This is a genomic window from Glutamicibacter soli, assembly GCF_052322135.1.
Classification (GTDB): Bacteria; Actinomycetota; Actinomycetes; order Actinomycetales; family Micrococcaceae; genus Glutamicibacter; species Glutamicibacter soli.
In genome coordinates this window covers 740992-762281 of sequence record NZ_CM125969.1, presented here as the reverse complement: position 1 = coordinate 762281, position 21290 = coordinate 740992, and the positions used below count along the sequence as shown (strand labels likewise).

Below are 21290 nucleotides of genomic sequence, written 5' to 3'. Positions count from 1 at the left end.
TGCTCATCATCGGCATACATGCGAGTCCTCACTCCGACGGCTGACGGAGGAAATCAAATAATGTGAACCCACTATCACCACCCTCTAGCAGCCATGCGTCAATGGTTTCGGCCAACAGATTGAGGCATTGATTTACTAGGTCAGCAAATTCTTCGATTTCCATACGCGTGTAAGTTATAACGGGCGATAAGATGTTCGGATTCTTTGGTAGATCAGCAGCGATGTCTCCAAGACCAAGGTGAAACCAACCGTTCCTTAACTTACGAAATGGATCGGAAACAATTTTCTGAAGATCAGCGGAATCAGATAGGGACTTAACATATGCCGCTGCAACCGGACCCCGGACCTCAGCACGTTCACGCAACTGCAGGATCGAGCGAACAGAATGATGCAGGACAACAAACCGATGCTTGAGTGCTGCCGCAATGCACGTGTTGCAGCACTCCGCATGCGCCCAACGTCGCGCAGACTGAACCGTGGACTGGATACTGATCATTGATAGCGCAAAATCGGTGTCAAACTCCCCACCGAAGGTAGCTGGGACAACCTTGGCAATGTCCCCGTCTAAGTAAGTAGGGAATCCATCAATATGACTTCCATGAACTGAAAGTTCTTGAACATTCATTCCGGTGAGAGCGCCGGCCATCTGCCCGATCCCCATCGTAAGCTTCCGAATATGAGGTCCCCACAAATTAAGATCAGCTCCTCGGTGGGGAGAAAGACCAACCATGAAGTGCCCAGTGACATTAGTCAAGACCAATTCGGATCTGTCGCAAACTACCGACAGGTCAGCTCGGAGAAAATCAAAAGCACGTCCACGTCGATCTTCAGGGTAGTACGCCCTTGTCGTCGCTTCTGCCAAAAGACGAAAGTCGTTAAGGATGCTATCGATTTGCGTAGAGCGCACGTCGAAAAACTTTCCGCCATGCCTGGCGGCCTCTGCCACATCGTCTTCCCAATCAAAGTTCAAGGAAGTGCCGTGAACGTCTTTCAAATGCTTCTGCGTTTCAAATGCGACCATAACTCCCCACTGGGAAAATGGCCATGACCGAGGGTGATCGCCCGCATTCAGCAAACGTCCAGCGGTATAGCGAGCGTCGCTCACCGCGATAGCTATCGACAACTGCTCATGAAGCTCCATACCCATCGAGTTTACAAGGAGCGTTATGCGCGCTCTGCTTCGAGGCTCTGCTTCTACACGGCAGGTTCCGACACCTAACTTCCGCCAAGTTTCCATATTCAATAAATCCGAGGCGAGTCCCTGACTTATCCAACTCCGTGAAGGGACCCTGGGATTTGAGAGTGACCCGCAATATGTTTTGTAACCTATAGGTTGCAAGACGTCTCACCACGCACCACGCTCCTGATGAAAAATCCGCGGGAACTCAATGGTCCAAAATTCTCGCAACTATGTGTCGCAACCAATGGCGTAGAATCGGGTCTACACCATTAGTTGCGAGACACTTTCGAGGGACCGATGACCAAGCTGATCGGCTATGCCCGCGTATCCACCAAAGCCCAAGATGCCGACCGACAAATCCAGGATCTTCTTGCTGCCGGGGTCCGCCGTGATGACCTCTATATCGACCACGGCCAATCCGGAGCACTCGCCAAACGCCCCGGACTGGATAAAGCACTGACCGCCCTGCACCCGGACGATACCCTCGCCATCACTACCCTGGACCGACTCGGGCGCTCCACCCAGAAAATGCTCGAACTGGCCGAAGAGCTACGCGAACGCAATATCGGACTTCGCATCTTGAACCTGGGTGGCGGCGACGTAGACACCAAAACCCCCATGGGCGCCATGGTCTTCACCGTTATGGCAGCCCTGGCCCAAATGGAGTTGGAGATCAAACGCGAACGCATCACCGACTCCGTCACCAAACGCCGCACCACTGGCGGCGACCTCGGCGGCCGTCGCCCCACCTTCACCGAATCCCAAATCCGCACCGCGGCCAAGCTGGTTCGATCTGGTGAACCAGCAACCCAAGTCGCCAAGGACATGGGAATGTCCCGGGCCACGCTCTATCGCAGAATCAGGGCCTTGTAAGGACGTTGCCGTCCCCGGTGCCAGAGTACCTGAGGGTTGCTGCAATGCCATTGCTGCTGGTTCTTGGTACTGATTCAATGTGGCACATCGTTTACTCGCCAAGGAAGATGCCGTGGAGGTTTCAAAATGGCCAACTCACATTCTGCCGGGGATCGCCCCAGTCAGAATCTGCCCCAGGTGGATGAGGGCACTGCCGCAGATACCATAGATAAGTACCAACATGCCCCTGAACCAGAAGACGATTCGAAACCGGATTCACCAGCGCATCTTCATGGCAGTTCATGGAAATACATTTTCAAGCGCTCTATCCGCGAGTTTTCACGCAATAAGTGTACGGATTTAGCTGCCTCACTCACCTACTTCGCGATGCTCTCCATCTTCCCCGGATTGCTTGCCGTGGTCTCCCTATTGGGGCTGGTAGGCCAAGCCGAAGCCACGACGAAAAACATGGTGAGCATTCTGGACCAGTTCGCCAGCGACCAAGTTGTCGAGACCCTCAAGCAGCCAATCGAACAACTCTCCGCAGCGCCGTCCGCCGGACTGGCCTTAGCGGTCGGTTTAGTCGGTGCGTTGTGGAGCGCGTCGGGTTATGTGGGCGCATTCGGCCGCTCCATCAACCAGATCTACGACGTCCAAGAAGGACGCCCCGTGTATAAGTTGAAGCCGATCATGTTGCTGCTCACCTTGACGCTGTTGCTGTGTGCGGCCTTGCTGGTTGTCCTGCTTGTGGTGTCCGGGCCGGTGGCGCAAAGCATCGGGGAGGTGTTCGGGCTCGGTGAAACAACGATCCTGATATGGAATATCGCCAAATGGCCAGTGATCATAGTAGCCGCGGTGTCCATGATCGCACTGCTGTATTACGGGACGCCGAATGTCCGGCAACCTAAGTTTCGTTGGATCAGCCTCGGATCATCCATTGCGCTGCTGGTTCTGGCCATGGCAACTTTGGGATTCTTCTTCTACGTTTCGAACTTCTCGAACTACAACAAGACCTACGGCGCCATCGGCGGCGTGATCGTGTTGCTGCTGTGGATCTGGATAGGCAACCTGTCGCTGCTCTTTGGTGTGGTGTTCGATGCTGAAATTGAACGGGCGCGTGAGCTGCAGACCGGCATCCTCGCAGAGGGCTCGATTCAGCTTCCGCCGCGTGACATCAAAGCCAGCGAGAAGCAACTAGCGAAGGAGGAGAAAGATGTCCGCGAAGGTAAAGATCTGCGCGTCTCTGCAGACAGGAACGAAGAGTCCGACGATGACCCCTTCGAAGGGAATGCGACAGGACCACGACACTAGTGGGATGGCGTGATCTAAGGTTTTAACCACATCGCACCATAAGACTTATCAGGCAGTAGTGCTCCTGCGTCTCTGCCCGGATATTCATGTCAGTTCAACCTGAGTGCAACCTCATGATCCTTTCTTAGGTCAGTATCCCAGGCTGGGTGCCTTTACTCTCGTTGTCATACCGAAGAAGTTCCCTAAGTACAGGAAGGTATGACATGAGCAACGAGAATTTTCCCAACACCAGCTCGTCTCCCGATCGGTCCGAGCCGGCCAGCGGGACGGGAGTCCCTCCCCAGCCACCGGTGGCCCCGGCTCCGCCAGTTCCGCCAGTGAATGACCAGTTCCTCCCCGAACACGTGGAAACCGACGCTGCATCGCGCTTCGGCGCTGCCCACGGCGACGAGGACGAATCCAAGCTAGCCCAGGCCGGCGAGGCGACCAAGGACCTTGCCGCCGAGGGCCAGCATTCGGCAGCCGAAGTCATGGACACCGCGAAGCAGGAAGCCACCCTGGTCGCGGGCCAGGCGAAGGAGCAAGCTTCCCATCTCTTCGAAGAGCTCAGTGCAGACCTGCGCGAGCAAACTTCGGTGCAGCAACGCAAGGTGGCCGAAAACCTCAGAGACATCAGCAACGAGTTCCGCACCATGCTCGACCAATCGCAGGCTTCTGGCACCGCGGCGACGCTGGTGGATCAGGCATCCCACCACAGTGGCCGCGTCGCGGACTGGTTGGACCAACGCGAACCGGGCGATCTGGTGGACGAGGTCAAGGATTTCGCCCGCAAACGCCCCGGCGCGTTCTTGGGCATCGCCCTGGGCGCTGGCCTGCTGGCCGGCAGGATCACGCGCAATGCCAGCGCCTCGAAAGAACGTCAGCGGCAGTCGCCAGAGGCAACCGCCAATGCCCCGGCGGGCACCAGCTATCCTTCCGAGCGACCGCACGCCGAACCGCTGAAGACCGCTCCCCGTGTCACGCCGCCACCGGTGGGGCAGGCCGATCCATCGGCGCTTCGCACCGGCACGACCGAGGACGAGCTGAACGACAATCCACTTCAGAAATACCCAGGGCTGAACCCGCGCCCTGAAGACTACCGGTAGGAGGCACCGATGAGTCATTCTGCTCCAGACTACGAACCTCATCCAGAGAACCCCGATACCCGCCCCCATAACCCCCGGATGGAAGAACCAAACACTCTGGGAACCCTCTTCAGCGACCTGACGCAGAACGTTTCGGTCCTGGTCCGGCAGGAAGTGGAGCTGGCCAAGACAGAGCTGAAGGAGTCCGCGAGCAATGCGGGCAAGGGGGCCGGGATGTACGCCGGAGCCGGGATCGCAGCGCATTTCGTCCTGCTTTTCCTCTCCGTAGCCGCATGGGTAGGAATCGGCCAGTGGACTGGCCATGGCTGGTCCGCGGTGATCGTCGCGGTGATCTGGGCAGTCATTGCCGCGATTCTCGCGGTCGTGGCGCGCAAGCAGCTCAAGTCGGTCAAGGGCATGCCGAAGACCGCCCAAACAGTGAAGAAGATCCCGTCAGCTTTCAATCCGAAAGAGGAAACCCGATGAGCAAGGATTCAAATGAACTTCGAGCAGACATCGCGCAGACCCGCGATGAGCTGCGCAACGATGTCGATGCGATTGTCGACAAGGTCAGCCCCAGCCACATCGCACACCGGCAAACCGCCAGAATCAAGGATTCGGTGAGCAGGGTCAAGGAAACAGTCATGGGACGGAGTGAAGACGTGAGCGAACGAACCCAGCAAGCAGCGCACGATGCCAGCGACGCAGTCCATGAAGCACCGCAGAAGGTCGCAGAGCAGACCCGCGGCAACCCCCTGGCCGCCGGGCTCATCGCTTTCGGTGCAGGGCTGCTCGCCTCGTCCCTTATTCCGGGAAGCCGCCAGGAGGAAGAGATGGTTCAACGCTTGAAGGACAAGGCCGAGCCGTTGACGACTGAGCTTAGCGATGCGGCCAAGCAGGTGGCTGAAGACATGAAAGAGCCGGTGTCGGCCGTAGTGGATGACCTCAAGGACACCGCTCAGCAGTCCGTGGATCGGGTGAAAGCGGAGGCCGTGAGCGAATCCGAGCATCTGAAGCAAGAAGCCAAGAGCAGCGTCCAGGATTACAAGGGCCAAGCGTAGAAGAACTCTGGGATCTTGGCTCCTCGCGACTTTCAGGCAACACTAAGTCTCGAACGAGATTCGCTACCTGGAGCTACAGTTTCCACTATCCGTTAAGTCAACGAACTAGGAGTGCATCATGGGTTTGGGCGACAAAATTCAGAATAAGGCTCAGGAGATGAGTGGTAAGGCCAAGGAAGAAACTGGCAAAGCTACCAACGACGCCTCCTTGCAAGCCGATGGGGTGAAAGATCAAGCTGAAGCCAAAGCGAAGCAGGCCGGCGAACACGTTAAAGACGCGGCGAAAGATATTACCGGACAGAAATAAGTTTGGGCTGTTCGTAATCCACATCGCGGTAAGAAAAAATTGATGGCAACAGTGTGGTTCAACTTTTTTGGTTGAACCACACTGTTGTTTTGAGCCATAGGTTCTCAGCTGCGAAGGACCGAACTGCGGTCAACACACACTTTCCCATAGAAGATCATTTGCGGTACTCAATATGACGCCGAAACGATAGATCGAGTATCTCCTGCGCTGTTCCGGTTCAAAGGCCCAAAAAGAGTAGCGTAGCTGAGTGCCACGACAGGTTGGAACGTCTCACAGCACCAGGAATAGGACATGATGTATGCCGCTGGTCTGACAGCGCGTGAAATCGCCGACTGATGCCTCACCAATGGGGTGACGGTTAATCTGCATGTTGGCGCCAGAGAGAAATATGCACCGGAGCTGCACGCCTTCCATGCCGCAGGCCCGCCCTCACCAAGTCCCAAATCTGCACCGAAACAAAACTCGTCCATGCCTGCGAACCGGCAGCTCAAGTTGCGAAGAGCCCGGGGCACGGTCAGGGCCATGCGCGTCCGGCGAATCAAAGAACAACCGACAGAGAACTTCTTCTAAGGCAACCCGCGCAGCCTCTGCTTAGATGGGTATCTCATTTTGTGAACTTAGGCGGTATCCTCAAAGAAACACTCCACGATGATCACCGAGCGCCCACCAGCGAAACACGGGGAACCCTTCCGCAACTTCACGCTGCGGACTTCGTGAACGATCACCTTTTGGCGAGCTGACATCAGCGGAGGCATAAATGAATACCCCTGAACTATAAACCCCTGCCACCCAACGCATCCAAGAACTGCTGGGATGCCCCGAAGCAAGAAGACATCTCTCATCCTATGGATGGATAGAAGGCATGCCGGTAGTTTTCGCACACGCTGCCGAACGCGTGGAAGACATCATGGGTTTAGTCTCCGTCCACGGACGAGCCGTGCTCCTTGTCCTCAGTGATGATCAAACAGAGAACCTACAGCTATGGCATATTACTGTTCCCAGCCCGATCTTCACCCGCGTGGAGCCAACCACCCCCGGGATGATGATTCAAGAACTTTGCACCAGGCACCCTGAAAGCCGGATCATTCCTTTTCGAGTAGCGTACTGGTCCCACAGTGCCGCCATCCACGAAATCCCCCTAGATCCCTACACCGATCGAAATGATCTGAGAGGGTCCGTTTTTCCTTATCACGGTTAGATTACGACGGGTTACACCTCGTTTACCTGCATGAATCCTGAGAAGATTCGCTCCATAAAAGATCAGTGCACTCTTGATCCAAATCACACAGATCCTAAACGTTCCTAAAAAGCCCCTGACTAGGACATATAAGTCGAAGTTTAATGTTTCATCGACTTCGCAGACGCCCATTCCAGAGCTCTATTCAGCGCGCATTTCCGTCTTGACATGGACTTTAATTCAGCCTGAATGGACCTCTATCGCTGGGACTACTAATCTTCTAGGATACAAATAACACCGCAAACAGGCAGGATGAAAGGTAGCCGGTTTGCGTGGTGACTTGTTCCAAGTTGATGGGGATCACTCGGAAGACTCAAGAACACAGTGGAGGTAGTACCAATGCCAGGACGTATCGTACGCACCAAAACCGCCGAGCGCGTGAGTGAACTGCTCGGTTCCCGCGAGGGGCGCCAACACCTGACTAAGCACGGGTGGGTCCAGGGAATGCCAATCGTGATGTCGATTCCCACAGAGCCTCTCAATGACGTCATGGGGTTGGTCTCCATGCACGGCCGCCCGGTCTTGGTGGCCATGCTCGACTCAACGCTCGATGAACTAAAGTTCCTCTACGTCTCCACCCCTAACCCTGCCCTGCGGAGTGTGGACGTCGAGAAGGATTCCACCCCCATTCAAGATCTCTTCGCTCGTGCCGAGCAGCATGGGCTGGTCACATTCCGGGCTAAGTACTGGGATGCAAGTTCGGTGGCCCACCCGGTTCCGGCGTTCCAGCCGGCCAACGAGAGCAGGAGCTACGCGCACCGTTTCAGCGCTTAGGTCCTGCTGGCCAGCGTTAATCTGCGGAGGGTACCAGTTCCAGGCATCGAGGCCAGTTATCGGTCATGCCTGCGGCACCAGTCGTAACGTTCTAGAAGTTCCGGCCACTGGCGCCCCTCCCGCAGTTCTGCACAGAAGACCACGAACATGATTTCGCTATGGCTGGTCGAGTAGCCTCGACGCTCTCGGCCAGGTTTGGTGCCCTTAGTCCTCGGGAGCAACCTCGGTGCCCGAGTCTGGGGGCAAGTGCTTTGCTGCGTTCCCCTGTGCTTCCTGCTTCACGCCCTGAGGGTTTGCTCCCAATGCCAGTCGATGCACCGTATCGATCAATTGCTGCACTTCGGTGACTCGATGGGTCCAATACGCGGTATCAAGATACCCAAAACCATTGCTCGCTTCAGCGGCTAAGTGCTCAAAGCTGTTCCTTTGAGTTTCCAAGGCACTGGTCAGATCGTCATATTGATCGCCGGTCAGGGAGAGATGGATGTCTTTACGGGGAGTATTCGTCATAAGTTCCAGGATTGTTCACTAGATATCAACTTCTTTGAGCCTACGCGTCGGCAACGGGGTGAGCTCACCACTGTAAGGATTTACCCAGCACCGTTCCCACAAGCCGGTAAGACCCCAACACTATAGAAACCAATGACGTACGTTTCTACTCCGGCCGTACATCTACTGGAATTCAGAATCCCTGTCTATGGAAAAGTCTATTCTGAAGTGCGGATACTCAGCCGAACAACACTTTACTGTTCCCTCAGAGATTCCTCCCAAGTAAATATTCCTGGTGTTGTGCACGGAATAGCCACCCCTTTATTCGGTCACGGCCGAACGAACATTTTCATGGAATTCGAGTTCACCAGCAGCATCGTGGACGAAAATCTCTCCAGACCCCAGCTCCTCAGCTTTCAACCGGGCGGCTTCATAGGCTCCGGCGCGCGAGTGGCAGGTTGCCAGAAGCTTCCCACCGAGGGTGACCACCCAGGCCTCGCTGTTAGCCAGGATCTGAAAGTGATTTGCGCTCATGTCCTTGCCTTCCGGGGAGTTGCCGCTGAGGTTTAGGTTGCGGCGTGCCGGCCTTCCTCTGTGGGTGGCATCGTACCGTTCCAGAATCCCACCCACCCCCGGAATAATGGAACGGCTTCAGCAAATGTTCAGAGAAGATCTGTCCTGTTGTTCTGGGCGGGGGTTCTGGTGGTTTCCCCCAATCTTATGAATTCGGATGAACTCTAGCTATACCCGACCTAGAGTGGGGTGATCACAGTCTCGGCCCCACGCCGGACGATGAACGAAGGGAAGACCACGTCGTGCCAGCCAAAGAAGGAACACTGCAAAGACTTCTGTTGGGCCTCGGCACGGTGCCGTTGATAGCAGGTTGCGTCCAGGGCATCCCGACAGATCCACAAGGAACGCTGAATGAAGTGCGTTCCGGAACGATCAACGTTGGTGTCACCCCCAACGAGGATTTCGTGAAGGTCGCTGACGGGCAACCGCAGGGTAACGATGTCACGGTGGTCAGAGGCTTCGCTGACAGCCTGGGCGCGGACGTGAAGTGGACCGTTGCCGGTGAGGAACAACTCGTGACCGATTTGGAAGCCGGGCGCCTGGATCTGGTGGCTGGCGGAATCAGCTCAAAGACTCCCTGGTCCGAGAAAGTCGGAATGACCCGCCCCTACACAACACACGTGAATGGAGACGGCAAGGAAATCAAGATCGTCATGCTGACGCCCCCCGGTGAAAATGCATTCCTCTTCGAACTGGAAAGCTATCTCGACAAGACCTAGGAGATGCCATGAAAAGTTCGCCAGGAACCCATCTGCCCAACGAACAGAAACAGCAAATGCGCCGGGCCGCCAAACTGGAATGGATCAGCATCGGCTACGCCGCATGCACGATCACCCTCGTCGCTTTGATTGTCGGAAATTCCCAAGCCATGCGAACAGCCTGGGTGGAAGACATGCTTTCGGTGCTGCCACAGCTCGTTTTCCTCATCGCGTTGAGCTGGACACGCAAACCACGCAAAGCCAGCCACCCTTACGGCTACCACCGGTCAATGGGCGCCGGGCACCTCGTCGCCGGGGTGGCATTGCTGGTCGTTGGTGCCATGTTGGCTTACGAGTCCATCTCTGCACTGGTGAAAATGGAACATCCAACCATTGGCACCATGAATCTATTCGGCCATACGATCTGGCAGGGATGGCCGATGATCATCGTTATGGCGGTGATTGTTATTCCAGCGGTCATTCTGGGCCGGCTCAAGATCAAGGTCGCCAAACCTTTGCACAACAAGCTGCTCTACGCTGATTCAAAAATGGCCAAGGCCGATTGGCAGACTAACGCCGCATCAATAGTAGGCGTCGCAGGAATAGGTATCGGACTGTGGTGGTTGGATGCCGTAGCGGCGCTGTTGATCTCCTGCGGAATCCTCAAAGACGGCTGGGACAACACCCGGTCCGCTATCACGGATCTTCTCGACCGACGCTCCACCGGCCTGGACGGCACCGATCCGCACCCATTGGTCACGCGGATAGAAGACCAGATGACACACCTGGATTGGGTGAAAGAATCAGCCGTTAGATCCCGCGAATTGGGACAAGTCCAGCACATCGAAGTCTTCGTGGTCCCTCGAACGGGCGAAGTCAATGTCAAGCAGATCACCAGTACTGTCGATGAGTTAAAGGACATCGATTGGCCCGCGTACGACGTGGTCGTCATTCCCGTGGATGAGCTACCCGACTACCTGGACAAGGTCCCTGCCAATAACTGAGACGACGTGAGCTGTTGCCGTCGCGTGTTGTTAAAGCATCACTGTTTCCAAAGTGATCGAAGTACTAGCAACCCCGCCCACCGCTTCCCGAAATCGCTAACGCAGCATTTCGGGCACAGCAGTATCGAGCCCAGGTTTCGGGAATCCAATAACAGCATCATCGCGCCATTCGAGCACTCAGCTCGGATGACGCTATTTTTCATCCCAAAAACCATCGATTTTGGGCGGTGCCACTAGTACATCAAGTGCTGTACAGTACATCGTATGATGAACATTGAATCACGGATCGATGCGATGAACCGGCTTGGCCGCGCCATGGCCGACCCCACCCGGTCACGCATCCTCCTGTCCTTGCTGCACGAACCCGGATACCCAGCGGAACTTGCCCAGGCCCTAGGACTGAGCCGCGCCAACGTTTCCAACCATTTGACCTGCCTGCGCGGCTGCGGAATTGTCGTGGCGAAAATGGAAGGCCGCAAAACCCGGTACGAAATCACCGATCCTCACCTCACCACCGCCCTGAGCGCCCTGGTTGACGTGACGTTGGCCGTCGATGATCAAGTACCTTGCCTGGACTCTTCCTGCCCTGACTGCGCCACCAGCGCCGATCGAGAACAAGAGGAGCAAGCATGAGTTCCGCCTGCGGTTGCGATTCACCGGAACCCACCGAAGAATTCGAAGAGGAACTGCCCTGGTGGCGGGATTGGCACGTGCTCGTCCCCATAGCCTCAGGCGTTTTCTTCCTCGCTGGGCTCGTCCTTGAATGGAGCACCCACGGCGAAAGCGCCGCCATCGTGGCCTTGGTGCTGTTTTGGATCGGCCTGCTGCTGGGCGCTTTTACCTTTGTGCCCGGCGCCCTGCGAAACCTGTTCACGAAACGGAAACTCGGCATTGGGCTGCTGATGACCATCAGCGCCACCGGTGCGGTCATCCTCGGATATATCGAAGAAGCCGCAGCCCTGGCATTCCTGTATTCCATTGCCGAAGCCCTGGAAGACAAAGCCATGGACAGGGCACGCTCGGGCCTGCGCTCTTTGTTGAAGCTCGTCCCGGAAACGGCCACCGTCATCCGTGACGACGCACCGGTCGTGGTCAGTGCAGCAGAGATCAAGATTGGCGATGCCCTGCGCGTGAAGCCTGGTGAACGCTTGGCAACCGATGGCGTGGTCAGCCAAGGATCAAGCAGCTTGGACACCTCCGCTATCACGGGGGAATCAATTCCCGTGGAAGTAACCGTAGGCGACCAGGTTGCTGCTGGTTCCATCAATTCATCCGGCGCGCTAGTAGTCACTGCAACGGCAAACGGCACGGACAACTCCCTGACCACGTTGGTGAGCCTGGTCGAGCAAGCCCAGTCGGAACGTGGCGAACGGGCACGGCTCGCTGACCGCATTGCCCGCCCGCTGGTTCCCGGTGTCATCGTCCTGGCCGTACTGGTTGCTGTGCTTGGAGCGATCTTCGGCGATCCCGAAACCTGGATCACCCGCGCACTGATCGTGCTGGTCGCAGCCTCGCCTTGCGCGATGGCCATCGCCGTTCCTGTCACCGTTGTTTCCGCCATCGGAGCTGCCAGCAAGTTCGGTGTCATCATCAAAAGCGGAGCAGCCTTCGAACGGCTTGGTTCCCTGCGCCGCATCGCGGTAGATAAAACTGGAACACTCACACGCAATCAGCCAGTGGTCACGCAAGTCGAGACCGTTGATGATGCGACTCGCGAAGAGGTGCTCGCCGTTGCTGCCGCCCTGGAACAGCACAGCACCCACCCTCTAGCTACGGCCATCACCGCAGCAGTACCCGCGATCCCGGAGGCAGCGGCGGTTAACGAAGAGCCAGGACACGGCATTACCGGCGTCCTGGATGGTGTTCAGGTCGGGGTCGGCAGTCCTCGATGGATTGCCCCAGGATCGCTTGCTTCCGCTGTTGAATCCATGGAGGCCTCCGGGCAAACCTGCGTCATGGTCACCCGTGCAGAGCAGGTCATTGGCGTGATCGGCGTGCGCGATGAACTACGCCCTGAAGCGGCCGAGGCAATTCGAGACCTGCATAACCAGGGAATCGACGTGGTGATGCTCACCGGCGATAACTCCCGTACTGCCCACGCGCTGGCTTCAATCGCCGGTATAGACACCGTTCATGCCGAACTGCGACCTGAAGACAAGGCCCGTGAAATCGCTTCGTCGGTGCAGCAGGTTCCTACAGGGATGATCGGTGACGGGATAAACGATGCCCCTGCCTTGGCTAGCGCTACCGTGGGGATTGCGATGGGCGCTACCGGTGCCGATGCCGCCATAGAATCAGCCGACGTAGCCTTCACCGGCCATGACTTGAGACTGATCCCGCAAGCCTTGTCCCATGCCCGACGGGGCCGAGCGATCATGAATCAGAACATCGTCCTGTCAATGGCGATCATCGTTGTCCTGCTGCCCTTGGCTATTACCGGAGTGCTTGGATTAGCCGCGGTAGTGCTGGTTCACGAGGTCGCAGAAGTCATCGTGATTGCCAACGGCCTTCGTGCTGCCCGTATCCACCGCAAGCAGCTCACCCAGCAGCCGGGCAACGTCCTGCATTAGCGCTGGTTTCGTTGCCGTTGAAGGCGGGGCACTATTTCCACCGGGAAATTAGCGCCCCGCCTTCAACCATCTAAAACCAAAGTGGGTGGTGCTGTGCGATGCTCCATTTTTAACGGTGATAAACCGCCAATTGAAACTAACAGTCATACGCCGGGGATTCCTGGTTCTTGGTTGTCTGGTCAAAAACGATCGTTTGTGAATTCATCACCCCAGCCCTATTCATCCTCAGATCTGCCTTCATAGGACTGCCGGAACTGCTGAGTGTCTCGCTTCAGCACAACGAAATCCAGCCACGAATACATCTTGCCATAACAACTTTTAACCTGTACGGTCATCTTCATGACGATGCATCGGGCTATCTATCGAGACTTAGAGCAGAAGATTATTGAGGGCGAGTTAGCTCCAGGCGCTCGTGTGCCTAGCGAACATGAACTGAGGGAACAGTACGGAGTCAGTAGGGCAACTACTTCAAAGGCGCTCAATGATCTGATGAATGCTGGTCTGATCGAACGCCGCAAAGGCTCTGGTTCATTCGTTTCTGAAACAAGGCAGCAAATCAATCTTCTCCAGTTTGCTTCTGTTAAAGACGCCAAGCATGGAACAGCCGGCAGGCACGAGATCTTATCTTCACGGATCACGATTGCTTCCGATGCCTCACTTCAACTACCAGGGGCCTCGCCGAAAGATGCAGTGATAGAGCTTGTCAGAAGAAAGCTAGATAGCAATGACACTCCAGTTGCTATCGAGACGCACGTTCTCTACTTCGCGCTGTCCCCTCGGCTTTTGGATTCGGATTTGGAAAACCTCATCATTCTTCAGCATCTGACTGAACTTGGCGTCGCGGTCGACACGATCAGGGTCTATTTGGAACCTGTCAGCATCACAGACCAACGCTCCGAATTACTCGGAGTGCCTGAAGGTACGCCAGCTCTCCAACGACGACGCGAGCTGAAGGCACCTGATGGTCGAATTCTAGAGACCACGACCTCTCTTATCCGACCCGATCTGGCGGATTTCTTCGTCGAAATTCCTGCACCAAACACTAAATAAGAAGGAAATCACCATGCGAATCATAACTATTGGATCAGGGATCCTAGGCCTGAGCGTTGCCTTGAACCTCGCCCGTAAAGGCGCCAGCGTTGAACTCATAGACAGCCAGGAAACTCTCGGCAGGACTTCTGAAACTAGCTATGCCTGGACTAACGCCAGCGGAAAGCTTGATCCTAATTACCACCAGCTCAACGTAGCCGGCATGGAAGAACACCGAGTTCTGCATCGTGAGTTTGGCATGGAATCTTCTTATACCGAGTCCGGTGGCCTTTTCATAGCCGATGCAGCACAGGAATCAGGTCTGCGAGAGCGACTTTTGCAGCTCGAGCAGCATCAGTATCCCTTCCGTCTCGTGAATGCGCATGAAGCTGAGGAACTCTCCGGCATTACTCCAAGAGAGAATGCGGCACTAATCGCCTACTTCCCCAAGGAAGGGTACGTTCTCCCCAAAAAGCTCATGCACAACCTACGCATTGCTGCTGAAACGGCAGGCGTTCAGGTAACTCCAGGAGTTGTCCGTTCTATAGCCGATCATTTCACTTCGGTTTCAGTTGAACTTATGGATGGCCAAGTTATCCATGCAGATCGAGTTGTTCTTGCTGCTGGGCGATGGTCGAAAAGCCTAGCTTTGACCGCCGGTATCGACCTTCCAATGCACGATGAAGTGGCAAAAGGGTCCGCCACGATCGGGGTTCTAGGTTACGCACTAGCACCGCAACTCAATCTTCGAGCAGTAGTTCACGAACCAACAATCAACCTTCGCCCAAGCGCTCCAGGACAAGTCGTAGTCCAGGCATTGGATCTTAACCCTCAAGCAGATCCGGCTTCGGCCACCACCGCCGGTGATCCCATTGGGGTTGAACTGCAGAACCGCTTCATTGACCTAACCGGCATCAAACCAGAACGTTTTGAGCTACGGCTCAGTGCAAGGTCACTTCCTGCTGATGGAATGCCGATCGTGGGATCCGCACACGCTGGATCAAATGTCTACACACTCGTGAGCCACAGCGGAGTAACTCTCGGCCCATTGTTAGGGAAACTAGCTGCTGCCGAAATTCTAGAGGGCACCGAATCGGACTTGCTAAGCCCCTACCGCATTGGCCGCTTTGAAGATGGCAGCCGCTCCTTCGAGGCCCACATTCCGACTCGCATAGGCGAGCAATAGCCAGAATCAATCCGTTCAAAGGAGACCGGAAATGAGCCAGGTTCAGGACACTCGCACCAATGGGCGAGCCATGGCAACATTACTCAAATTCATTAATTTCGTAGAACGGTTGGGCAATATGTTGCCGCATCCGTTCTGGCTCTTCTGGGTCATGGCCTTGCTCCTCGGAGTGGTAAGTTGGGCACTTGCAGGAACCACTGTTGAAATACCGAACTCAGACAAACATGTCACGGTTCAGAACCTGTTTTCTCTAGACGGCCTAAACTTCGCTGTCACCTCGGCCTTCGATAATTTTGCGGGTTTCCCGCCTCTTGCGATCGTGCTCGTCGTGCTCCTGGGTGTCTCCGTTGCTGAGAAAAGCGGCATCCTGGAAGCGCTCCTGCGCCTCACGATCGTCCGCTTGCCCAAACGCTGGGTCACCTTCGCCATCGCCTTTAGCGGAATGATCGCCCACATTATGGGGGATGCTGCGTATCTGGTGATGATCCCGCTGGGTGCCTTGGCATTTCGTGCCGCTGGAAGGCACCCCATGCTTGGCGTCATGGTGTCCTACGTTTCAGTATCCGCAGGATTCAACGCAAGCCCCTTGATCACGCCTTCCGACGCGATACGGTCTTCGCTAGCCTCTGCAGCGGCCCAAACGATCGCCCCGGAAGCATCAATTACGCCGGCAGCAACATACTTCTTTTCTGCTTCCTCTTCGCTTGTACTCGCGCTGATCATCACGCTCGTTGTTGAACTTGTTCTGAGCAAACGAGAAGATTTTCGGATTGTTCCCGGAGACGTTCTCGATCTCGATGGACCACAATCCATACACATCGAAAAGCATGAAACACGCGCCCTAATCACCGCGCTAGTTTCAGCTGTTGTTTTCGTAGCTATAGTCATCTTGCTACTGTTCGTGCCAAATTCCCCATTTATTGAGCCAGGGCAACAGCTCGTCCAGTCAGTAGTTTTCTCTGAGATCGGCGTATTCGTCTCGCTGCTGTTCACCCTTATCGGATCCGTTTACGGATTCAAGACAGGAAAATACAAAAGCTTCGGTGACATTCCACGGGCTATGATCGCTGGAGTGGCTGCCATGGCACCTGTACTGGTGCTCTTCTTCGCCGTCTCACAGTTCTTGGCCTACTTCACCTGGACTGGCCTGGGATCCGTACTCACCGTGAACGGTGCTGCACTTCTCCAAGACCTCCAGGCACCGCATTTCCTGGTGCTGCTGATCATCATTTTGGCGATTGCATTCACCAACATGATCGTGACTAGCGGATCAGCGATGTGGGCGATATTCGCACCGATTCTGGTGCCGATGATGATGTATTACGGCATACGGCCTGAAGCGGCCATGGTCTCGTTCATGATCGGTGACTCGGTCACTAACGCCATCACTCCGATGAGTGCATATTTCGTTCTCGCACTTGGATATGTACAGAAATATAAGCGTGATGCAGGCATCGGTACACTCATGGCTTTCACTCTGCCCGTTTCCGTTTCAATCCTCATCGGGTGGACCGCCTTCTATGGCCTCTGGTATGCCCTCGGTCTCCCCCTGGGCCCTGGCGTACCCCTCAGGTAACAAATGCGCGAGATCAGTCATCAGTTTCATCCATACGCCGACTTTCCAGCCATTGACACAGGCCTGAGAGCTGACAACTGAACGGCTAGATCGCGCAGAGCGCCGCAGCATGCGCTGCCTGGCATCCTCAGGTATCCGAGGACAGCAGGCAGCGCATCATGGCGATAAATACCAAAAGTGCACATAAACCATCGGTTGATCATCACCCAATGGAACAAAAGTCCCCATTCGGCCAATCAGCCACAAACCACGAAGGCACCATGACAACGATCACTGTAATAGGAGCAGGCAACCTGGGTCATGCCGTTGCAGGCTTTCTCGGAATGTCTGGACACACGATTCGACTTTGGAATAGAAATGCACCTGACGAGGTGCAACGCTGGCTGCTTCCAGTTTCGCAACATGGCGAAATCGAGTTGCAAGGAGCCATTCAAGGCACTGGAACTATCAAACTAACAACTACTGATCTGGCCGAGGCCGTGATCGGCGCAGAACTCATCATCATTTGCACCGTTGGCAATGCGCTCGGGCACATCGCTCAAGGCCTCGCTCCATTACTCGAACCATCCCAGAATATTCTTCTGCTCTCACCTGGAACTCTCGGCGCCTTAGAAGTTGCCCGAAAAATCGCGCTAAACGGCGGCCCAGACGTTCTTGTCGCTGAAACTTCGACCACTCCGTTTGGCTGCCGTGCTGCGCACGACGGAAAAGTAACAATTTCCAGCCGGAAGAAGAAGGTTTCTGTCTCGTGCCTTCCGGGAAATTCCATCGACGCTATCTTGAATCAAGTACCCGAGCTTAATTTATCGGCGGTTCATAGCATTCTGTCAACGGGGTTCGACAACGTCGGATTCTCACTGCATGTGGTTCCAATGGTATTCAACGCGGCACGCATCGAGAATGATGAAAAGTTCAGATTCTATATAGATGGTGCAACGCCCAGTGTTGCCGCAGTGATTGAGCAGTTAGACCGCGAGCGGTTGGAAACTGCCGAGGCTTTCGGAATACAGGCTTCGTCCACAGTTGACTATTTAGTGGGTTCGCTGGGTGCCCCTGCCGGGAATCTGCATACGGCTATACAGGGAACCGCAGCTTACGAAGGAGTCATCGCACCTACGACGCTAACTCATCGTTTCCTGGTGGAAGACTCGCAGACTGGCCTTGTACCACTATTGACTCTAGGGGAGATCGCAGGTGTCCAGATGCCAGTTGCCGCATCACTCTTACATCTAGCTAATTCGCTTCTTCGTCCTCAAAGCAGCAATGCCTCTGACTCAAGATCCCGTACAAATCTGGGCCTTGATGCGATGAATCAACAAGGACTTGGCGAGCTCGTTACGGACTCTTCTGCACTCCGCAACTGGAGAAATTCTCAAGATTAATCATTGCTTACTGGGGTGCCGGGTGCAACACGGAGCAGTTGTTTGCTTATGAGATCAGGTGTTGCCATGGGCTTTGGCTGGCCTGCTGAATCCCGGCTCGGCACCCGGCAGAAGCAAGCCTGCCACCCCCACCGCTGATCCGGTCTGAGTAAACCTGGATACCCAAAGTTTCTAAGGATGTGACCCGCCATGGCGGTTAGCGTATTCGATCTCTTTTCGGTAGGCATCGGACCTTCGTCCAGCCACACCGTAGGGCCAATGCGTGCAGCGCACGCGTTCATCGCACACGTAGTGCGCGAAAACCAGCTTGATGCCCTGGCGTCCATCCGCGTCGACGTCTACGGTTCGCTGGCGGCCACGGGCAAGGGCCACGGCACCTTCACCGCGATCATGCTCGGCTTGGAAGGCTATGAGCCTGAGACCGTGCTGCCCACCCAGGTCGACGACCGCCTGGCGGACATGGCGGCCACCGGCATCCTGCGCCTTGCTGAGCAGCTGGATGCCCGCAAGGACATCGGCTACAAGGTCGAGGACATGATTCAGCACCCGCTGACGGTCCTGCCGCGCCACACCAATGGCGTCAAGTTCATCGCCCTGGACGCCGAGGGCAACGAGCTGGCCAACGAGACCTTCTTCTCCGTGGGCGGCGGCTTCATTGTGCGCGAAGGCGCCGAGGAACGCCTCGAAGCGAACCTCGAAGAGAAGGTCAAGCAGCAGCCGTACCCCTTCACCACCGCGGCCAAGTTACTGGAACACTGCGCCGCCACCGGCAAGTCAATTGCTGAGATCATGATGGCCAACGAAGAGGCCTACCGCAGCACCGAAGAGATCCGCTCCGGCCTGATCCACATCTACGAGGTCATGGAAGCCTGCAAGGATTCAGCCTTGGAGCGCAGCGACGTGCTGCCCGGCGGTCTGAAGGTCCGCCGCCGCGCGCCCGAATGGCATGAGCGCCTGAAAAGGAGGACAAGGACCGCGACCCCGTCTACTGGCAGGAATGGATCAACCTGGTTGCCCTGGCGGTCAACGAGGAGAACGCCTCCGGCGGACGTGTGGTCACCGCACCAACCAACGGCGCCGCGGGCATCATCCCGGCGGTGCTCTTCTACGCCATCCACTACGCTCCGGGCGCCAAGTACTGGAACGAAGAGGAAAAGCACGACGCGATTGTCCGCTTCCTGCTCACCGCCGGCGCCGTCGGCGTGCTCTACAAAGAGCAGGCATCTATCTCAGGCGCCGAGGTCGGCTGCCAGGGTGAGGTCGGTTCGGCATCTTCCATGGCCGCCGGCGGCCTGGCCGAGGTGCTCGGCGGCACCCCCGCCCAGGTGGAAAACGCTGCGGAGATCGCCATGGAGCACAACCTTGGCCTCACCTGCGATCCCATTGGCGGCCTGGTGCAGATTCCATGCATCGAGCGCAACGCCATTGCCGCTTCCAAGGCGGTCAACGCGGCGAAGATGGCGCTCATGGGCGACGGTGAACACCACGTGAGCCTGGACGAAGTCATCATCACCATGCGCGAAACCGGCAAGGACATGAGCGACAAGTACAAGGAAACCGCCATGGGCGGCCTAGCCGTCAACGTCGTGGAGTGCTAACCGCAGTCGAGGATCGGCCATCAGCGAGCCACCGGTCGACACCGGTCCCCAAAAAATTCGTGCTGCTCACAGTGCTACGTTTTGGCTCTCCGAATATGGGCGATTCCTCAGGACTTCGGAAGGTGCCCACCACGTCCGATGTCTTACGTCGCCCCTCCTGACTAGCGGAGTCCGGAGCTAAGTTCGTATTGTGTATAACTGAGAATCCCCATTTTCGCGCTGACGCATCTCGCAGGCACCGCGGGATGCTACATTGCCTAACGACGCGGCAAATACCACGTTGGTTCGTTGGCTCCAATAAACCTAAAACGACCGATTATGGGACGGTCAGTGCGCCACCGTCCGACCTCAGCCATCCCTATCTTTTCGAGACCAACCCAAAGAACCTCTCAAAGAACTCCCCAAGCTTCTGCACCACCCGCCGTTTCTTCTCCCCATGGTTCTTCTCCTTTGAAAAACGAGACACCGGAGGCAAGACCTTGGTGATCGCTGTTCCCGAGGCCCGAATGCTTCCCTCACGGAACGCAGCATCGATGAACTGGGCTGTTTCTTCCGGCTTCAAATTCTCCGCAGCGATGATCTCGCCCAGTTCCTTCTCCCGCTGGGCTTCCAAGTATGCAGTCACCGGACCCTGGACCCGAGAAGCTATATAGTTGCAAATTTCTTCTTCCTCGGCACCAAGATTTACGGTTCTTGGCGGTGCTTAAGCTGACCGGTGGTACTGCTCGTGGACTCGATCCATAACCTTTCCGATACCCCGGCAGCAGACATACTCACTCTTGGAAACGATGCTGCATTAACGGTAAGGAAACAGCTATGCGCCATCGCTGAAATTTGTGTATCCGACGCTCATGCGGGGTCGTGTTTGTTGCGCTACTGTACAAGTTGCTTAAAGGCTTCAGTTCACGATCTCAAAGTGGTAGCGTCCGCGGTATCCATCGAGACTAAGGAGCAAAATCAATGAGTCACATCATCTCCATGCTGAAAACCCACCCCAACAAACCCAATGACCCGGTCCTTCAAAAGCTTGCGGACTGTATCGCCGCCTGTTTCGAATGCGCCCAGAGCTGTACCGCGTGTGCCGACGCGTGCTTGGCCGAAGACATGGTCGCCGAGTTGCGTCTCTGCATCCGGACCAATCTCGACTGCGCCGATATCTGCAACGCCACCGTCAACGTGCTGACCCGCCAAACCGGCCAGAACCCATCGGCAGTCAAGGCAATGCTTGAAGCCTGCCGGACAGCCTGCCAGCAGTGTGCCACCGAATGCGAGAAGCATGCTGGCATGCACGAGCATTGCCAGGTCTGCGCTGAAGCTTGCCGCCGGTGCGAAAAAGCTTGTGCCCTGCTGTTGGCGGCCATCGGCTAATCGTCTGTTGTTGGGCACGAGTGGACAGATG

General features: G+C 56.0%; 20 protein-coding genes and 1 pseudogene. 17 read left to right on the top strand and 4 right to left on the bottom strand.

Annotation, left to right across the window (positions count from 1 at the left end; all coding sequences use genetic code 11):
* Nucleotides 1-28: 28 nt before the first annotated feature.
* On the bottom strand, nucleotides 29-1141 hold the full coding sequence (locus ACTX90_RS03660; protein ID WP_152666784.1) for a hypothetical protein: 1113 nt from the start codon (nucleotides 1139-1141) through the stop codon (nucleotides 29-31).
* Between the two features lie 336 nt (nucleotides 1142-1477).
* Between ACTX90_RS03660 and ACTX90_RS03655 the strand changes: the two genes are divergently transcribed.
* The 7 genes from ACTX90_RS03655 to ACTX90_RS03625 all read left to right on the top strand — a co-directional run bounded on the left by ACTX90_RS03655 (nucleotide 1478) and on the right by ACTX90_RS03625 (nucleotide 7786).
* A complete protein-coding gene (locus ACTX90_RS03655) occupies nucleotides 1478-2053 on the top strand; it encodes a recombinase family protein (RefSeq protein WP_443443138.1) in 576 nt (191 codons plus the stop codon).
* 126 nt (nucleotides 2054-2179) lie between these two features.
* A complete protein-coding gene (locus ACTX90_RS03650) occupies nucleotides 2180-3343 on the top strand; it encodes a YihY/virulence factor BrkB family protein (protein ID WP_052772257.1) in 1164 nt (387 codons plus the stop codon).
* 203 nt (nucleotides 3344-3546) lie between these two features.
* Nucleotides 3547-4428, top strand: coding sequence for a hypothetical protein (locus tag ACTX90_RS03645; RefSeq protein WP_443443136.1), 882 nt, complete (start codon nucleotides 3547-3549; stop codon nucleotides 4426-4428).
* Between the two features lie 78 nt (nucleotides 4429-4506).
* Entirely contained in the window at nucleotides 4507-4893 is a 387-nt protein-coding gene (locus tag ACTX90_RS03640; RefSeq protein WP_060616989.1) for a phage holin family protein, read from the top strand.
* Nucleotides 4890-5468: a DUF3618 domain-containing protein gene (locus ACTX90_RS03635; protein WP_060617041.1), complete on the top strand. Its 579-nt coding sequence runs from the start codon at nucleotides 4890-4892 to the stop codon at nucleotides 5466-5468. The genes ACTX90_RS03640 and ACTX90_RS03635 overlap by 4 nt, the downstream gene beginning before the upstream one ends.
* Before the next feature lie 118 nt (nucleotides 5469-5586).
* Nucleotides 5587-5775, top strand: coding sequence for a CsbD family protein (locus ACTX90_RS03630; RefSeq protein WP_047118375.1), 189 nt, complete (start codon nucleotides 5587-5589; stop codon nucleotides 5773-5775).
* Nucleotides 5776-7351: 1576 nt separating this feature from the next.
* Nucleotides 7352-7786 carry a hypothetical protein gene (locus ACTX90_RS03625; RefSeq protein WP_047118374.1) on the top strand — a complete coding sequence of 145 codons (435 nt, stop codon included), beginning with the start codon at nucleotides 7352-7354 and terminating at the stop codon, nucleotides 7784-7786.
* Nucleotides 7787-7990: 204 nt separating this feature from the next.
* Here ACTX90_RS03625 and ACTX90_RS03620 read toward each other — a convergent pair whose 3' ends face one another.
* Nucleotides 7991-8296, bottom strand: coding sequence for a hypothetical protein (locus ACTX90_RS03620; protein WP_047118373.1), 306 nt, complete (start codon nucleotides 8294-8296; stop codon nucleotides 7991-7993).
* A 300-nt stretch (nucleotides 8297-8596) separates the two neighbouring features.
* Nucleotides 8597-8809 (bottom strand): DUF2188 domain-containing protein, encoded by a 213-nt coding sequence (locus tag ACTX90_RS03615; RefSeq protein WP_152666781.1) that lies wholly within the window; start codon nucleotides 8807-8809, stop codon nucleotides 8597-8599.
* 281 nt (nucleotides 8810-9090) lie between these two features.
* On the opposite strand from ACTX90_RS03615, the gene ACTX90_RS03610 reads away from it, so the two are divergent.
* The 9 genes and pseudogenes from ACTX90_RS03610 (at nucleotide 9091) to ACTX90_RS03570 (ending at nucleotide 19891) form a co-directional block, all read left to right on the top strand.
* Nucleotides 9091-9567: a transporter substrate-binding domain-containing protein gene (locus tag ACTX90_RS03610; protein WP_231735994.1), complete on the top strand. Its 477-nt coding sequence runs from the start codon at nucleotides 9091-9093 to the stop codon at nucleotides 9565-9567.
* Nucleotides 9568-9575: 8 nt separating this feature from the next.
* Nucleotides 9576-10550, top strand: coding sequence for a cation diffusion facilitator family transporter (locus ACTX90_RS03605; RefSeq protein ID WP_047118371.1), 975 nt, complete (start codon nucleotides 9576-9578; stop codon nucleotides 10548-10550).
* 264 nt (nucleotides 10551-10814) lie between these two features.
* A complete protein-coding gene (gene cmtR / locus ACTX90_RS03600) occupies nucleotides 10815-11183 on the top strand; it encodes a Cd(II)/Pb(II)-sensing metalloregulatory transcriptional regulator CmtR (RefSeq protein ID WP_047118370.1) in 369 nt (122 codons plus the stop codon).
* A complete protein-coding gene (locus ACTX90_RS03595; RefSeq protein ID WP_047118369.1) occupies nucleotides 11180-13120 on the top strand; it encodes a heavy metal translocating P-type ATPase in 1941 nt (646 codons plus the stop codon). Before cmtR ends, ACTX90_RS03595 begins: the two co-directional genes overlap by 4 nt.
* Before the next feature lie 339 nt (nucleotides 13121-13459).
* Nucleotides 13460-14170 carry a GntR family transcriptional regulator gene (locus ACTX90_RS03590; RefSeq protein WP_197413537.1) on the top strand — a complete coding sequence of 237 codons (711 nt, stop codon included), beginning with the start codon at nucleotides 13460-13462 and terminating at the stop codon, nucleotides 14168-14170.
* Nucleotides 14171-14183: 13 nt separating this feature from the next.
* Entirely contained in the window at nucleotides 14184-15335 is a 1152-nt protein-coding gene (locus ACTX90_RS03585; protein ID WP_443443132.1) for an NAD(P)/FAD-dependent oxidoreductase, read from the top strand.
* Nucleotides 15336-15366: 31 nt separating this feature from the next.
* Nucleotides 15367-16911 carry an AbgT family transporter gene (locus ACTX90_RS03580; RefSeq protein ID WP_443443131.1) on the top strand — a complete coding sequence of 515 codons (1545 nt, stop codon included), beginning with the start codon at nucleotides 15367-15369 and terminating at the stop codon, nucleotides 16909-16911.
* A 158-nt stretch (nucleotides 16912-17069) separates the two neighbouring features.
* The gene (locus ACTX90_RS03575) at nucleotides 17070-18293 is read left to right on the top strand and encodes an NAD/NADP-dependent octopine/nopaline dehydrogenase family protein (protein ID WP_082123794.1); all 1224 of its coding nucleotides are present in this window, start codon (nucleotides 17070-17072) and stop codon (nucleotides 18291-18293) included.
* A gap of 189 nt (nucleotides 18294-18482) precedes the next feature.
* A pseudogene (locus ACTX90_RS03570) lies at nucleotides 18483-19891 on the top strand (L-serine ammonia-lyase).
* Nucleotides 19892-20249: 358 nt separating this feature from the next.
* On the opposite strand, the gene ACTX90_RS03565 reads toward ACTX90_RS03570, so the two are convergent.
* A complete protein-coding gene (locus ACTX90_RS03565) occupies nucleotides 20250-20504 on the bottom strand; it encodes a type I restriction endonuclease subunit R, EcoR124 family (protein WP_229777393.1) in 255 nt (84 codons plus the stop codon).
* A gap of 347 nt (nucleotides 20505-20851) precedes the next feature.
* Here ACTX90_RS03565 and ACTX90_RS03560 point away from each other — a divergent pair, with 347 nt between their 5' ends.
* Nucleotides 20852-21259, top strand: a complete 408-nt coding sequence (locus ACTX90_RS03560) for a four-helix bundle copper-binding protein (RefSeq protein WP_038992381.1) — start codon at nucleotides 20852-20854, stop codon at nucleotides 21257-21259.
* Nucleotides 21260-21290: the final 31 nt, after the last annotated feature.

Bases quoted from the DNA above. Each gene is read 5' to 3' on its own strand.
- ACTX90_RS03635 (WP_060617041.1), top strand. From the start codon at position 4,890: ATGAGCAAGGATTCAAATGAACTTCGAGCAGACATCGCGCAGACCCGC.
- ACTX90_RS03625 (WP_047118374.1), top strand. From the start codon at position 7,352: ATGCCAGGACGTATCGTACGCACCAAAACCGCCGAGCGCGTGAGTGAA.
- ACTX90_RS03575 (WP_082123794.1), top strand. From the start codon at position 17,070: ATGGCGATAAATACCAAAAGTGCACATAAACCATCGGTTGATCATCAC.
- ACTX90_RS03660 (WP_152666784.1), bottom strand. From the start codon at position 1,141: ATGGAGCTTCATGAGCAGTTGTCGATAGCTATCGCGGTGAGCGACGCT.
- cmtR (WP_047118370.1), top strand. From the start codon at position 10,815: ATGATGAACATTGAATCACGGATCGATGCGATGAACCGGCTTGGCCGC.
- ACTX90_RS03645 (WP_443443136.1), top strand. From the start codon at position 3,547: ATGAGCAACGAGAATTTTCCCAACACCAGCTCGTCTCCCGATCGGTCC.
- ACTX90_RS03620 (WP_047118373.1), bottom strand. From the start codon at position 8,296: ATGACGAATACTCCCCGTAAAGACATCCATCTCTCCCTGACCGGCGAT.
- ACTX90_RS03590 (WP_197413537.1), top strand. From the start codon at position 13,460: ATGACGATGCATCGGGCTATCTATCGAGACTTAGAGCAGAAGATTATT.
- ACTX90_RS03630 (WP_047118375.1), top strand. From the start codon at position 5,587: ATGGGTTTGGGCGACAAAATTCAGAATAAGGCTCAGGAGATGAGTGGT.
- ACTX90_RS03640 (WP_060616989.1), top strand. From the start codon at position 4,507: ATGGAAGAACCAAACACTCTGGGAACCCTCTTCAGCGACCTGACGCAG.
- ACTX90_RS03650 (WP_052772257.1), top strand. From the start codon at position 2,180: ATGGCCAACTCACATTCTGCCGGGGATCGCCCCAGTCAGAATCTGCCC.
- ACTX90_RS03655 (WP_443443138.1), top strand. From the start codon at position 1,478: ATGACCAAGCTGATCGGCTATGCCCGCGTATCCACCAAAGCCCAAGAT.
- ACTX90_RS03585 (WP_443443132.1), top strand. From the start codon at position 14,184: ATGCGAATCATAACTATTGGATCAGGGATCCTAGGCCTGAGCGTTGCC.
- ACTX90_RS03580 (WP_443443131.1), top strand. From the start codon at position 15,367: ATGAGCCAGGTTCAGGACACTCGCACCAATGGGCGAGCCATGGCAACA.
- ACTX90_RS03605 (WP_047118371.1), top strand. From the start codon at position 9,576: ATGAAAAGTTCGCCAGGAACCCATCTGCCCAACGAACAGAAACAGCAA.
- ACTX90_RS03595 (WP_047118369.1), top strand. From the start codon at position 11,180: ATGAGTTCCGCCTGCGGTTGCGATTCACCGGAACCCACCGAAGAATTC.
- ACTX90_RS03560 (WP_038992381.1), top strand. From the start codon at position 20,852: ATGAGTCACATCATCTCCATGCTGAAAACCCACCCCAACAAACCCAAT.
- ACTX90_RS03615 (WP_152666781.1), bottom strand. From the start codon at position 8,809: ATGAGCGCAAATCACTTTCAGATCCTGGCTAACAGCGAGGCCTGGGTG.